General features: G+C 73.8%; 10 protein-coding genes. 4 read left to right on the plus strand and 6 right to left on the minus strand.

Going from position 1 to position 14,196, the window contains the following annotated elements:
• Positions 1-840 (plus strand): hypothetical protein (locus C6N75_RS13270; protein ID WP_258177394.1); only part of this gene is annotated, 840 nt, incomplete at its 5' end.
• 28 nt (positions 841-868) lie between these two features.
• Here the strand turns inward: C6N75_RS13270 and C6N75_RS13275 are convergent.
• Positions 869-2,023, minus strand: a complete 1,155-nt coding sequence (locus tag C6N75_RS13275; RefSeq protein ID WP_105869088.1) for a serine hydrolase domain-containing protein — start codon at positions 2,021-2,023, stop codon at positions 869-871.
• Positions 2,024-2,165: 142 nt separating this feature from the next.
• A complete protein-coding gene (locus C6N75_RS13280; RefSeq protein WP_105869089.1) occupies positions 2,166-2,633 on the minus strand; it encodes an NUDIX hydrolase in 468 nt (155 codons plus the stop codon).
• Between the two features lie 240 nt (positions 2,634-2,873).
• Here C6N75_RS13280 and C6N75_RS13285 point away from each other — a divergent pair, with 240 nt between their 5' ends.
• The 3 genes from C6N75_RS13285 (at position 2,874) to pepN (ending at position 10,138) form a co-directional block, all read left to right on the plus strand.
• Positions 2,874-6,221 carry a S8 family serine peptidase gene (locus C6N75_RS13285; RefSeq protein WP_105869096.1) on the plus strand — a complete coding sequence of 1,116 codons (3,348 nt, stop codon included), beginning with the start codon at positions 2,874-2,876 and terminating at the stop codon, positions 6,219-6,221.
• Between the two features lie 195 nt (positions 6,222-6,416).
• Positions 6,417-7,436, plus strand: coding sequence for an aspartate-semialdehyde dehydrogenase (locus C6N75_RS13290; RefSeq protein WP_105869090.1), 1,020 nt, complete (start codon positions 6,417-6,419; stop codon positions 7,434-7,436).
• Positions 7,437-7,570: 134 nt separating this feature from the next.
• On the plus strand, positions 7,571-10,138 hold the full coding sequence (pepN, locus tag C6N75_RS13295; RefSeq protein WP_105869091.1) for an aminopeptidase N: 2,568 nt from the start codon (positions 7,571-7,573) through the stop codon (positions 10,136-10,138).
• 107 nt (positions 10,139-10,245) lie between these two features.
• On the opposite strand, the gene C6N75_RS13300 is transcribed toward pepN, so the two are convergent.
• The 4 genes from C6N75_RS13300 to malQ all read right to left on the minus strand — a co-directional run.
• Positions 10,246-11,166 carry a LysR family transcriptional regulator gene (locus C6N75_RS13300; protein ID WP_105869092.1) on the minus strand — a complete coding sequence of 307 codons (921 nt, stop codon included), beginning with the start codon at positions 11,164-11,166 and terminating at the stop codon, positions 10,246-10,248.
• 10 nt (positions 11,167-11,176) lie between these two features.
• Positions 11,177-12,202: a DMT family transporter gene (locus C6N75_RS13305; protein WP_105869093.1), complete on the minus strand. Its 1,026-nt coding sequence runs from the start codon at positions 12,200-12,202 to the stop codon at positions 11,177-11,179.
• A 198-nt stretch (positions 12,203-12,400) separates the two neighbouring features.
• Positions 12,401-12,652, minus strand: coding sequence for a hypothetical protein (locus C6N75_RS13310; protein WP_105869094.1), 252 nt, complete (start codon positions 12,650-12,652; stop codon positions 12,401-12,403).
• Between the two features lie 51 nt (positions 12,653-12,703).
• Positions 12,704-14,196 (minus strand): 4-alpha-glucanotransferase (malQ, locus tag C6N75_RS13315; RefSeq protein ID WP_105869095.1); only part of this gene is annotated, 1,493 nt, incomplete at its 5' end.

The raw sequence follows: 14,196 nt of genomic DNA on the forward strand, positions 1-14,196 counted from the left end.
CTCCCCACCCCTGCGGCTCCCGCCGCTGCGTCCGCTGCGTCCGGTTCCGGCGAGCGGCTGCACGCCGCCGTGCGCTACGCCTCCGGAGCCGGGTCGGCCGGGGCGATGGTGACCGGGGCGGCGGCGCTGGCCCTGTACGGCTTCGCCGCCGCCGCGCCGCCGGCCGCGCCGGACCGGATCGACGTCCTGGTGGAGCGGAGCCGCCGGCTGCGCTCCACCCGCCTGGTGCGGGTGGTGCGCGCGGCGGAGCTGCCCGCGCCCCGCGAGGTCACCGGGGTGCCGGTGGCCCCGGTCGCCCGGGCCGTCGCGGACGCGGTGGCCAGGATCGGCGACCCGCTGGCCGTACGGAGGCTGGTGACCGAGGCGGTCAGCGGCGGTCACTGCGAACCGGGCGTGCTGGTACGGGAGTTGGTCGCGGCCCGGCTGATGGACCAGCCGCATGTGGTGGCGGCGGTGGACGCGGTGCTCGCCGAGGGCCGGGCGCTGGCGGAGTCCCGGCTGTACGCGATGGTGCGCGGCGACGCGCTGCCCGAGCCGCTGTGGAACGTGGACCTGCGGCTGCCCGGCGGACCGCATCTGGGCGGGGTGGACGCCTACTGGCCGGAGTACGCGGTCGCGGTGGAGCTGGACACCCGCTCGCCGCGCCGCGACGAGGAGGCCGAGTGGACCGAGTACAGCCGCAAGCGGGAGCACCTGGAGCGGCTCGGCATCACCGTCGTGCACCTGACCCCGCGCAAGCTGCGGGACGCGCCGGAGCAGCAGGCGGTCGTGGTGCGCACCGCGCTGATGGCGGCCGGGGACCGCGCCCCGGCCGCCTATGTGGTGGTGCTGCCCCGCTGAGGCGGGGCCGCCGCCCGCGGGGGCCGGGTCAGCCGCAGAACTCGGCCTCCACGACGGGCTGCGCGTCGGTGAAGTCGCCGTTGACGTTGTAGGTGAGGGAGTGGCGGCCGTCGCGGGTGGCGACCATGTCGGAGGAGGAGCCGTGGATGCCTCCGCTGTGGCCCCACACCTCCTTGCCGCAGCTCAGCTTCTGCGAGACGACGCCGAGCCCGTAGCGGTAGCCCTCCGGCGCGCCGGTCATGGGCACGGTGGTGGTCAGCTCCTTCATCTGGGCGCGCGGCAGCAGCCCGCCGCGCAGCAGGGTGCGCAGGAAGTGCTGGAGGTCGGAGGTGTTGGTGACGACCTCGCCGGCCGCGCCCGCGATGGACGGGTTCAGCTCGGTGACGTCGTGCACGGTGCCGTCGCCGGTGATCATCGAGTAGGCGCGGCCGCTGGGCCGGGGCAGTGCGGCGGCGGTGCCGGGGAAGGTGGTGGCCCTCAGCTTCAGCGGCTTCAGGATCCGGCGCTCGATCTCCTGGGCGTAGGGGCGTCCGGTGGTCTTCTCGACGACCATGCCGAGCAGGATGTAGTTGGTGTTGGAGTACGCCCAGGACGTGCCGGGGGCGAAGGCGGGGGCGTGGCCCATCGCGATGGACACCAGTTGGCGGGGTGTGTGGGTGTCGTAGCGGTGCCGGAGGAAGTCCGGGCCGAAGACCTTCCGCTGGAAGTCGGGGTCCTCGGTGTAGCCGTAGACGCCGCTGGTGTGGTTGAGCAGTTGGCGCAGGGTGATCTTCCGGCCGTCGTGGCCGTTGCCCCGGACGACGCCGGGCAGCCGGCGCTCGACGGTGTCGTCGAGGTCAAGTTTTCCCTCGGCCTCCAGTTGCAGGACGACGGCGGCCACGAAGGTCTTGGTGATGGAGCCGGCCCGGAAGCGGTCCTGGGGCAGCCGCTCGCGGCCGGTGGTGCGGTCGGCCACCCCGGCCGAGCCGTTCCAGACGCCGTGGCGGTCGCGGACCTGCACCAGCATGCCGGGTGCGCCGGCCGCCACCACGGCGTCCACGGCCCGCTGGGTGCGCTGGTGGTGCCGGTCGCCGCCGGGGCGGGCGAGGTCGGCGGCGCTCGCGGCCGGGGCGGAGAGGGCGGTGGCGGTCAGCGCGGCGGCGACGAGCGCCACGGGCGCGACTCTTCGTACGCGTACGGGCATCGGTGGTCTCCCGGTCGGTGCTGGCGTGCGTGCGGATGCGTTCGCCGGTGAGGACTCCGGCGCGGGGGCGGGGGTTGACCCGTACGCGGAGGTCGGGCGCTTTCCGGCCGAACGGCTGACGGGCGCGGGGGAGGTGGCCGGTTCACCGGCCGCCGTCGGCGAGGTGGCCGGTGGCGGGGCGTTCGCGCCACAGGCGCAGGGCGGTGTCGACGAGCGGGACCCGGGGCAGTTCCGGCACGCCGTCCAGCGGGTGCCAGGCGGCGAGGTCGGTGGAGCCGCCCGTCTCGGGGCGCAGCGTGCCGCCGGTGACCTCGGCGGTGTAGACGAGCCGCAGGGCGTGCAGCTCGGCCGGGGCGCGCAGCGGGCGCGGCTGCTCGGGCCGGACCTCGGAGTCCACGCCGAGCAGGCCGGTGACCTCGACGGTGTGGCCGGTCTCCTCGGCCACCTCGCGCACGACGGTGTCGAAGGGGTCCTCGCCCGGGTCCATGCCGCCGCCGGGCAGGGTCCACCGCTTGCGGCCGTCCCGGCTGACCCAGCGGGCCAGCAGGATCCGTTCGTCCTCGACGCACACCGCGTACGCCGCCACCCGCAGTCTCGGTCCGCTTCTCATGCGGTGAGGTTACGGCCCCGGGCGCGGCCCGCGGCGGCGGGTCCGCGTCGGCGAACAGGCGGCCGGTGCGGGGGATTTGCGACCGTGTGTCCCGGATGGCGGTCGCCGCACGATGGCGGGTTTCCGCCAGGACGCCATCCCGTCCCCATCAACCCTCCACAAAACCGTGTCACTTGCGACAGGGTGAGCGGTCATCCGGCACCGAATTCCGGACTGTCTCTTTCACCAAGAGGGATGCTGATGACCACCCCCCAGTTCCAGGGTTCCGAGGGCGCGCGCGAGGCGATATCCGCGACCGCCCAGGCTCCCGTTCGCAGACGGGCGGCCCGCGTGGCGGCGGCCGCCGGTCTGGTGGCCGCGCTGGTCGCGGCCGGCGCCACCCCCGTGTTCGCCGTGGACACCCCGGCGGACCCCGCTCCCCCGAAGTCCGCGGCCGCCGACAAGCTCGGCGCGGCCGACGCGGAGCGGCTCGCCGAGGCCGAGGCCAGCGGCGAGAAGACGGTGACCGTGATGGTCGCCACCGCCCCCGGCGCCACCGAGCAGGTCGCCGCGCAGCTCGACGCCGTGCCCGGCGGCTCGGTCGGCAGGACCTTCGACGAGCTCGGCTACGTCCGCGCGACCCTGCCGACCGCCAAGGCGCAGGCCGCCCTGGACAAGGCGGCCGAGCTCGGCAGCGTCCACGGGATCGACCTCAAGCAGGAGATCGAGCTCGACGACCCGACGCCGGCCGCCGACCGGGCCAAGGGCGCCGACGCGCAGCCCACCGCCGGCCAGTACCCGGCGCCGGACAAGGACACCCCGGCGAAGAACCCGTACAACCCGTCCTTCGAGACCGGTGCGGTGGACTTCGTCAAGGCCAACCCGAAGTACGACGGCCGCGGCGTGACCATCGGCATCATGGACTCCGGCGTGGACCTGGGCCACCCGGCGCTGCAGAAGACCAGCACCGGCGAGCGCAAGATCGTCGACTGGGTGACGGCGACCGACCCGATCACCGACCGGGACGCCACCTGGCAGGCGCAGATCAACCCGGTCGCCGGCCCGACGTTCACCATCGCGGGCTCCACCTGGTCGGCGCCGGCCGGCGCGTACTCCTTCAGCCAGTTCAAGGAGTCCACCACCCTCACCGGTGACGCGGCGGGCGACCTGAACCGGGACGGCGACACCACCGACGTGTGGGGGCTGCTGTACGACGCGGCCGCCGGCACCGTGCGGGTCGACCTGAACAACAACAAGGACTTCTCCGACGACGAGGCGCTGAAGCCCTACAAGGACGGCTTCCAGGTCGGCTACTTCGGCACCGACGACCCGGCGACCGAGATCGCCGAGCGTGTCCCGTTCGTGGTGGAGATCCGCAAGTCCGTGCCCATGGACCCGCTGGGCGGCTCCTGGGTCGGCAAGAAGGCCGACTTCGTCAACGTCGGCATCATCGAGTCCGAGCACGGCACCCACGTGGCCGGCATCACCGCCGCCAACGGGCTGTTCGGCGGCGCGATGAACGGCGCGGCGCCCGGCGCCAAGCTGGTCTCCTCGCGGGCCTGCTCCTGGGGCGGCGGCTGCACCAACGTGGCGCTCACCGAGGGCATGGCCGACCTGGTCATCAACCGGAACGTGGACATCGTCAACATGTCCATCGGCGGTCTGCCGGCGCTGAACGACGGCAACAACGCCCGCGCCGAGCTGTACACCCGCCTGATCGACGAGTACGGCGTGCAGCTCGTCATCTCGGCCGGCAACTCCGGCCCGGGCCTCAACACCATCGGCGACCCCAGCCTCGCCGACAAGGTGATCTCGGTCGGCGCGTCCATCTCCAAGGAGACCTGGGCGGCCAACTACGGCTCCGAGGTCGAGACGCCGAACGCGCTGTTCAACTTCTCCTCGCGCGGCCCGCGTGAGGACGGCGGCTTCGCCCCGGTGATCTCCGCCCCCGGTTCGGCGATCAACACCATCCAGACCTGGCTGCCGGGCGCCCCGGTCGCCGAGGCCGGCTACAAGCTGCCGGCCGGCTACGGGATGCTCCAGGGCACCTCGATGGCCTCGCCGCAGGCCGCCGGCGCGAGCGCGCTGCTGCTGTCCGCCGCCAAGCAGAAGAAGATCGACCTGCCGCCGGCCGACCTGCGCACCGCGCTGACCAGCACCGCGAAGAAGATCTCCGGCGCCAGTGCGCACGAGCAGGGCTCCGGTCTGATGAACATCGTCGGCGCCTGGAAGCAGATCCGCCAGGGCGCCACCCAGGTGCACGACTACGCGGTCAAGGCGCCGGTGGACACCGCCATCGACTACGCGCTGAAGACCCCGGGCTTCGGCACCGGCCTGTACGACCGCGAGGGCGGGCTGAAGGTCAAGCAGCGCAAGGTGTACGACCTGGTCGTCACCCGCACCGCCGGCCCGGACAAGGCCGTGCGCCACGAGCTGGACCTGAAGTACAACGACGGCACCTTCGAGCTGCTGGGCTCGGGCGCGGTCTCGCTGCCGCTGAACAAGCCGGTCACCGTGAAGGTGGCGGCCAAGGCCATGTCCGCCGGGGCGCACAGCGCCATCCTGGAGGCCGACGACGTCAAGACCGTCGGCGTGGACAAGCAGATCCTGGCCACCGTGGTCGCCGCCAAGGAGCTGGCCAAGCCCGCGTACGCGGTGCACGAGCGCGGCTCGGTGCAGCGCAACGCCACCAAGAGCTACTTCGTGACCGTGCCGCAGGGCGCCAAGTCGCTGGAGGTCGCGCTCGGCGGACTGAAGGCGGGCTCGCAGACCCGCTTCATCTCCGTCCACCCCTACGGCCTGCCGGTGGAGTCCACCGCCTCCACGGCCTGCTACCCGAACTACGTCAACCCGGCCAACACCTGCCGCCCCGACCTGCGCTCGTACGCGAACCCGCAGCCGGGCGTCTGGGAGATCGAGGTCGAGGCGCGGCGCACCTCGCCGCACCTGGACAACCCCTTCCAGCTCGACGCCAGCCTGCTGGGCGCGGCCTTCGACCCGGCCGTGCAGACGGTCCCGGAGGCCAAGGCCGGCACCCCGGCGCCGGTGAGCTGGAAGATCGCCAACCAGTTCGCGGCGATCGACGGCCGGCTCAAGGGCGGCCCGCTCGGCTCGGCGAAGACGGCCCGGCCGACCATCGCCGACGGCGAGAGCCAGGTGACCACGGTCACCGTGGGCGCCGGCGTGGACCGGCTGGACGTGGCCATCGGCGCCACCTCCGACAAGGGCGCCGACCTGGACCTGACCGTGCTGCGCGACGGCGTGGCGGTCGGCTCCTCGGCGGACGGCGACTCCGAGGAGTCCGTCTCCCTGGTGAAGCCCGCCGCGGGCACGTACCAGATCGTCGTGGACGGCTACGCGGTGCCGGCCGGCACCACCGCCTACGACTACAAGGACGTGTACTTCTCGTCCTCGCTCGGCACCGTCAAGGTGGACGAGGCCAAGCCGGTGAAGCTGGCCGCCGGCGGCACCACCACGGCCTCCGCCGAGGTGCTGGTGAACGGCGCGGCCCCCGAGGGCCGGCAGTTCTTCGGCGAGGTCTCCCTGCTCACCTCCCGCGGCACCCCCGCGGGCAGCGGCAGCGTGGTGATCGAGAAGGTCACCCCGTAACCGCGGCGGTACGGCACTGAGGGCGGGCGTCCGACCGGGCGCCCGCCCTCTGCGTGCGGCCATTCGCACACGCGTACGCACGAAAGAGGTCCTTCTCACGTTGCGGACAATGCATTGGACAAGGCGGGCTCGGTGATACGCATCATGTAAGCGGGACCCGGGCCACCAGGCCACAAGCACGTTCGGAGGAAGTTCGTGAAGGTAGGAATCGTCGGAGCGACCGGTCAGGTCGGCACGGTCATGCGCAGAATCCTCGCCGAGCGGAACTTCCCGGTGGACGAGCTGCGGCTGTTCGCCTCCGCCCGGTCCGCGGGCGCCGAGCTGGACGGCGTCACCGTCGAGGACGCCTCCACCGCCGACTACACCGGCCTGGACATCGTGCTGTTCTCGGCCGGCGGCGCGACCTCCAAGGCGCTCGCCGAGAAGGTCGCCGCCCAGGGCGCCGTGGTGATCGACAACTCCTCGGCCTGGCGCCGGGACCCCGAGGTGCCGCTGGTCGTCTCCGAGGTGAACCCGCACGCGGTCAAGGACCGCCCCAAGGGGATCATCGCCAACCCGAACTGCACCACCATGGCCGCCATGCCGGTGCTCAAGCCGCTGCACCAGGAGGCCGGCCTCACCGCCCTGGTCGCCACCACCTACCAGGCCGTCTCCGGCTCCGGACTGGCCGGCGTCGCCGAGCTGGACGGCCAGGTCACCGCCGTCGCCGAGCGGGCCGCCGAGCTGACCCACGGCGGGGACGCGGTGCCCTTCCCGGAGCCCGGCGTCTACCGCCGCCCGATCGCGTTCAACGTGCTGCCGCTGGCCGGCTCCATCGTGGACGACGGCTCCCACGAGACCGACGAGGAGCAGAAGCTCCGCAACGAGTCCCGCAAGATCCTGGAGATCCCCGACCTGAAGGTCTCCGGCACCTGTGTGCGCGTCCCGGTCTTCTCCGGCCACTCCCTCCAGGTGAACCTCCGCTTCGAGCGCCCCATCAGCGTCGAGCGCGCCCACGAGCTGCTGGCGGACGCCGACGGCGTCGAGCTGTCCGAGATCCCCACCCCGCTCCAGGCCGCCGGCCAGGACGTCTCCTACGTCGGCCGCATCCGGGTGGACGAGACCGTCGAGCACGGCCTCGCGCTCTTCCTCTCCGGCGACAACCTCCGCAAGGGCGCCGCGCTGAACGCGGTGCAGATCGCCGAGCTGGTCGCCGCCGAGCTGACCGGCCGCTGACGGCCCCGGAACGCACGAGGGGGCGGCCCGCCGTACGCGGTGGGCCGCCCCCTCCAGCGTGCGCGGACAGGCCCGGGGCCGCCGTGGAAGGATGACCGCATACCCCGCACAAGATCGCACAAGGAGATGACCGGGTGCCTGGCACGAACCTGACCCGTGAAGAGGCCCAGCGGCGCGCGCGGCTGCTGACCGTCGACTCGTACGAGATCGACCTCGACCTCAGTGGCGCGCAGGAGGACGCGGTCTACCGGTCGCGGACCACCGTGCGCTTCGGCTCCGCCGAGGAGAACGCCGAGACCTTCATCGACCTGGTGGCCCCGGCCGTCCACCAGGTGGTGCTCAACGGCCACCACCTGGACGTCGCCGCCGTCTTCCGGGACTCCCGGATCACGCTGAAGCACCTGAAGGCCGGCGCCAACGAGCTGACCGTCGTCGCCGACTGCGCCTACACCAACACCGGCGAGGGGCTGCACAAGTTCACCGACCCGGTGGACGACCAGGTGTACCTCTACACGCAGTTCGAGGTGCCGGACGCCCGGCGGGTGTTCGCCAGCTTCGAGCAGCCCGACCTGAAGGCCGCCTTCACCTTCACCGTGAAGGCCCCGGCGGGCTGGACCGTCATCTCCAACTCCCCCACCCCGGAGCCGACCGCCGACGGGACCTGGGCGTTCGCGCCGACGCCGCGCATCTCCACGTACATCACCGCGCTGATCGCCGGGCCGTACCACAGCGTGCACAGCTCCTACGAGAAGGACGGGCAGACCGTCCCGCTGGGCATCTACTGCCGGCCCTCGCTGGCCGAGTACCTGGACGCGGACGCCATCTTCGACGTGACCCGGCAGGGCTTCGACTGGTTCCAGGAGAAGTTCGACTACGCGTACCCCTTCGCCAAGTACGACCAGCTGTTCGTGCCCGAGTTCAACGCCGGCGCGATGGAGAACGCGGGCGCGGTCACCATCCGCGACCAGTACGTCTTCCGCTCCAAGGTGACGGACGCGGCGTACGAGGTGCGGGCCGAGACCATCCTGCACGAGCTGGCCCACATGTGGTTCGGCGACCTGGTCACCATGGAGTGGTGGAACGACCTCTGGCTGAACGAGTCGTTCGCCACCTACACCTCCATCGCCTGCCAGGCCGCCGCGCCCGGCTCGCGCTGGCCGCACTCCTGGACCACCTTCGCCAACTCCATGAAGACCTGGGCCTACCGGCAGGACCAGCTCCCCTCCACCCACCCGATCATGGCGGAGATCAACGACCTGGACGACGTCCTGGTCAACTTCGACGGCATCACCTACGCCAAGGGCGCCTCGGTGCTCAAGCAACTGGTGGCGTACGTCGGCGAGGACGAGTTCTTCACCGGCGTGCAGGCGTACTTCAAGCGCCACGCCTTCGGCAACACCCGCCTGGGCGACCTGCTGGGCGCGCTGGAGGAGACCTCCGGCCGCGACCTGAAGACCTGGTCCAAGGCGTGGCTGGAGACGGCCGGCATCAACATCCTGCGCCCCGAGATCGAGACCGGCGCCGACGGCGTCATCACCTCCTTCGCCGTCCTCCAGGAGGCCCCGGCCCTCCCCGCCGGCGCGAAGGGCGAGCCGACCCTGCGGCCGCACCGGATCGCCGTCGGCCTCTACGACCTGGACGAGAGCGGCGCGCTGGTGCGCACCGACCGGATCGAGCTGGACGTCCAGGCCGCCGAACGCACCCCGGTCGAGGCGCTGGCCGGCAAGCGCCGCCCGGCGGTCGTGCTGCTCAACGACGACGACCTGTCGTACGCCAAGGTCCGCCTGGACGAGGTGTCGCTGGCCAACGTCACCGCACACCTGGGCGACTTCACCGAGTCGCTGCCGCGCGCGCTGAGCTGGGCCTCGGCCTGGGACATGACCCGGGACGGCGAGCTGGCCACCCACGCCTACCTGGACCTGGTGCTGGCCGGCATCGCCAAGGAGTCCGACATCGGCGTGGTGCAGTCGCTGCACCGCCAGGTCAAGCTGGCCCTCGACCTGTACGCCGCGCCCGAGCGCCGGGACGCGGCGCTGGCCCGCTGGACCGAGGCGGCGCTGACCCATCTGCGGACCGCCGAGCCGGGCGGCGACCACCAGTTGGCCTGGGCCCGCGCCTTCGCCGCCACCGCCCGCACCCCGCAGCAGCTCGACCTGCTGACCGGGCTGCTGGAGGGCTCGCAGAGCATCGAGGGCCTGGCCGTGGACACCGAGCTGCGCTGGGCGTTCGTGGAGCGGCTGGCCGCGACCGGTGTCTACGACGAGGCGGAGATCGCCGCCGAGTACGAGCGGGACCGCACCGCGGCCGGCGAGCGGCACGCCGCCACCGCCCGGGCCGCCCGGCCCACCGAGGACGCCAAGGCCGAGGCGTGGGCGTCGGTGGTGGAGTCCGACAAGCTGCCCAACTCCCTCCAGGAGGCGGTGATCGGCGGCTTCCTCCAGACCGACCAGCGCGAACTGCTCGCCCCCTACGCGGAGCGCTACTTCTCCGCGGTCAAGGGCGTGTGGGAGTCCCGCTCGCACGAGATGGCCCAGCAGATCGCGGTCGGGCTCTACCCCACCCTCCAGGTCTCCCCGGAGACCCTGGAGGCGACCGACGCCTGGCTGGCCTCCGCCGAGCCCACCGCGGCCCTGCGCCGCCTGGTCTCCGAGTCCCGCGCGGGCGTCGAGCGGGCGCTGAAGGCCCAGGCCGCCGACGCGTGATCCTTTAAGGGTTCGGTTCGCTTCCAGCGGGCGCCGTGGGACCTCGGGCGCGCGCCCCCTGCCCCCCGTACGGGGCGGGGGCGCGCGCCCTCGCCGTGCGGCGGGGGTCAGCGGGCGGCGGCGGCCGTGCGCAGGGCGGCCAGGACGCGGGAGACGGCCGGGGCGTGCTCCGCGCCCCGGCGCACCGCGGCGACGACGTGGCGGCGCGGCTGGTCGGCGTCCAGGACGCGCATCACGGCCCCGCCGGAACCGGAGGAGCCGGCGGTGCGCTCGGCGGCGGCCATCCGGGGCACCAGGGCGACCCCCATCCCGGCCTCCACCATGGCGAGGATCGCCGTCCAGTTGGCGGCCGAGTGGGCCTGGTCGGGCACGAACCCGGCGGCCTCGCACGCCGCGATGGTGATCTCCGACCAGGGCCCGCTGCCGCCGAAGATCCACCGCTCGCCGGACAGGTCGGCCAGCTTCAGGCCGACAGCGGCCGCCAGCGGGTGGCCGGCCGGCAGGGCGACGTCCAGCGGGTCGGCCAGCAGCGGGACCCGGTGGAAACGCGGGTCGCGGGCGGTGGGCGCGTGCGCCGCCAGGGAGAGGGCGAGGTCGACCTCGCCGGCCGACAGCAGCTCGTACGCCTCGGCGGCCTCCGCCTCCCGCACCCGCACCTCCAGTCCGGGGCAGTCGGCGCGCAGCCGGGTCACCGCGGGCACCACCAGGGCCGGCACGGCGGTGGAGAACGCCCCCACCCGTACCAGCCCGCTCTCGCCCGCCAGATAGCCGGCGAGCGCGGCGTCGGCGCGCTCCAGCTGGGCGAAGACGTCCTCGGTGTGGCGCAGCACCAGGTGGGCGGCGTCGGTCAGCCGCACCCGGCGGCCGTGCGCCTCCAGCAGCCGCACCCCCAACTGCTTGGCCAGGTTGGTGAGTTGCTGGGAGACGGCCGAGGGGGTCATCAGCAGCGCCTCGGCGGTGGCGGTGACCGTGCCCCGGTCCCGCAGGGTGCGCAGGATGTGCAGCTTGCGGATGTCCCACTCGGTCATGCCCGGAAACCTACCGGGCGGGACGCGCCCGTTCCCGGCCGCCGCGGGCGGCCGCCGTTCCGAGGACCACCCCGCCCAGGATCAGCCCCATGCACAGGGCCTCCCGGACGCCCGGCTCCTCGGCGAGCAGCGCCCACGACAGCAGCGCCACGCACACCGGCTGGAGGTAGTAGACGGCGCCCGCGCGGGCCGCGCCGATCAGGGCGATCGCCTTGTTCCAGGCGAAGAAGGCGAGCGCGGAGGAGAAGACGCCGACGTAGACGAGCGGTCCGACGGTGCCGGTGGTCGGGGTGAAGCCGCCCTGGAGGGCGAGGCTCGCGGCGTAGGCGGGCAGCAGCATCAGCGCGCCCAGTACGAAGGTGGCGAACAGGAAGGCGGTGCCGCCCAGTTCGGCGGGGCGGCGGCGCAGCAGCGCGCTGTAGGAGGCGAAGCAGACGGCGGCCGCGCAGATCCACAGGTCGCCCGCGCCGAGACCGCCGCCGGCGCCGGGGCCGACCAGGAGCAGCACCCCGGCCAGCGCGGTGAGCATCCCGAGGGTGCGGCGCGGGCCGAGCCGGACGCCGCCGAGCCGTTCGTACAGCGCCATCAGGACCGGCGAGGCGGCCATCACCATGCCCATGGTGGAGGCGGAGGTGGTCAGTCCGGCCTGGTTGACCAGGGTGTTGTAGACGGCGACGCCGAGCAGCGCGGCGAGGACGGTGTACGGGAGGTGGCGGCGGAGGGCGCGGCGTTCGCGCCAGGCGGCGCGGGCGGCGAACGGGGCGAGCGCAAGCAGGGCGACGATCCAGCGCCAGAAGGCGGCCTGGACCGGCGGCACGCTGTCGTGCAGGGCGCGGGAGGTGACGAAGCTGCCGGACCAGACGACCGTGGCGACGAGGGCGAGCACCAGACCGGGCCCGACGAGCCGGCCGGCCCCGGCGGCCGCAGCGGGGCCGGGGGCGGTGCCGGCCCGGCCGGGGGCGGCGGCCTCGCGGTCGGGCCGGCCCTTGCCGAGTGCGGAAGGCTGCGAGGTGCGGACGCGGTCCAGGGTGGCCACGGTGGTCCCTCTCCTCTCTCCTCCGCCGCGCGGGCGGGGCCGTCGGGTACGGGACTACCGTGCCGTGGACGCAGCTTTCACGTCCATCGAACTTTTTCGACGCTTCTTTTCAGTCGCACTGAACAATGGCGGGGCGGGACACACGAAGGCGCCGCCCGGCGGGTGGGACCCACCGGGCGGCGCCCGTTCGTACGTCTGTCAGGCCTTCTTGGCCTTGGGGGCCCGGTCCTTGGACTTGTCCAGCACCATCGTCAGGCCGGCGATCACCGCGAAGAGCACCAGCGGGGCGAGCACGTACAGCCCGAGGGTCTCCAGCACGCTCAGACCGGAGCCGGGGTCGTCGCCGTCGTCGCGGTGGAGCGCCGCGGACGCGGGGGACGACATGAGCAGCATCATCAGCGTCGTACCGGCCGCGACGGCGCCGGCGCGCAGGGCGTTCTTCTTGTCCACGGAAGCAAAGTTAGCGAACCGCCGCCGGCCCCGCGCGCCCGGGGTGCCGTATCACCCTCCCGGCGTGCCGCTCATACCGCTCCGCCCGGCCGTCCCCGGGGCCCGGACGACGTCCATCAGGGCGGCGAGGCGCGGGGAGGAGGCCAGCTCCTCCAGGGTGACGGGGCGGCCCTCGGCGTCGGCGATCGGCAGCCGCCAGTTCGGGTACATGTCGCCCCAGGTGCCGGGGAGGTTCTGCGGGCGGCGGTCGCCGACCCCGTCCGGCAGCCACACCCCGGTCATGCGGGCCGGGGTCAGCCGCAGGAAGGCGTGCACCGCGCGGATCTCGGCCTCCTCGTCCCGCTCGCCCGCCGGCAGCAGCCCCAGCTCGCGCAGGCAGGCCAGCCACTCGGCGACCTCGGTGGCGTCCTCGGCCTCCTCCTCGGCCAGCGGGCGGGTCAGCAGCCCGATCCGGTGGCGCAGCGCCACGTGGTCGCCGGTCAGCCGGGCGGCGGTGGAGGGCAGGTCGTGGGTGGTGGCGGTGGCCACGCAGTCGGCCCGCCAGGCCCCGGGGGCCAGCGGCGCGCCGCCGTCGGCCCAGTCCCGCTCGAACCACAGCACCGAGGTGCCGAGGACGCCGCGCCGCTGGAGCGCCTCGCGGACCCCTGGCTCGACGGTACCCAGGTCCTCTCCGATGACGACCGCGCCGGCCCGGTGCGCCTCCAGGGTGAGCACGGCGAGCATGGCCTCGGCGTCGTACCGGACGTACGCGCCCTCGGTCGGCGGCCGGCCCGCGGGCACCCACCACAGCCGGAACAGGCCCATCACATGGTCGATCCGCAGCGCGCCGGCGTGCCGCAGCATGCCGCGCAGCAGGTCCCGGAAGGGCGCGTAGCCGGAGGCGGCCAGCGCGTCGGGGCGCCAGGGCGGCAGCCCCCAGTCCTGGCCGCGCGCGTTGAACGCGTCCGGCGGGGCGCCCACCGACATCCCGGCGGCGAAGGCGTCGGCCCGGGCCCAGGCGTCCGCGCCCTCCGGGTGCACCCCGACCGCCAGGTCGTGCACGATGCCGACCGCCATGCCGGCCTCGCGGGCGGTACGGGCGGCGGCGGCCAACTGCTCGTCGGTGAGCCAGGCCAGCCAGCGGTGGAAGTCCAGCCGGCCGGCCAGCTCGGCCCGGGCCCGCTCGGTCTCCGGCGAGCGCGGGTCGCGCAGCCCGGCGGGCCACGACGCGCCCTCGGCGCCGTACCGCTCGGCCAGCGCGCACCAGGTGGCGTGGTCCTCCAGCTCCCGGCCGCCGGCCTCGGTGAAGGCGGCCAGCGCGGCGGCCCGGCCGGGGCCGCGCTCCACCCCGTACAGCACCTCCAGCGCCTGCCGCTTGAGCACCCACACTGCGTCCCGGTCGATCAGCTCGCCCTTGCGCAGCACCTTCTCGCGCAGCTCGCCGGCGCGGGCCGCCAGCGCGTCCAGCGCCGTCCGCTCCTCGCCGCCGGCGTACCCGTACTCCGGCACGTCCTCGATCCGCAGGTGGACCGGGTCGGGGAAGCGGCGGGAGGAGGGGCGGTACG

This window comes from Streptomyces solincola, assembly GCF_002982015.1.
In the GTDB taxonomy this organism is placed as follows: domain Bacteria; phylum Actinomycetota; class Actinomycetes; order Streptomycetales; family Streptomycetaceae; genus Streptomyces; species Streptomyces solincola.

What these genes read in the sequence shown, in the direction of transcription:
- C6N75_RS13275 (WP_105869088.1), bottom strand. Translation starts at nt 2,023, where the DNA reads ATGCCCGTACGCGTACGAAGAGTCGCGCCCGTGGCGCTCGTCGCCGCC.
- C6N75_RS13280 (WP_105869089.1), bottom strand. Translation starts at nt 2,633, where the DNA reads ATGAGAAGCGGACCGAGACTGCGGGTGGCGGCGTACGCGGTGTGCGTC.
- C6N75_RS13285 (WP_105869096.1), top strand. Translation starts at nt 2,874, where the DNA reads ATGACCACCCCCCAGTTCCAGGGTTCCGAGGGCGCGCGCGAGGCGATA.
- C6N75_RS13300 (WP_105869092.1), bottom strand. Translation starts at nt 11,166, where the DNA reads ATGACCGAGTGGGACATCCGCAAGCTGCACATCCTGCGCACCCTGCGG.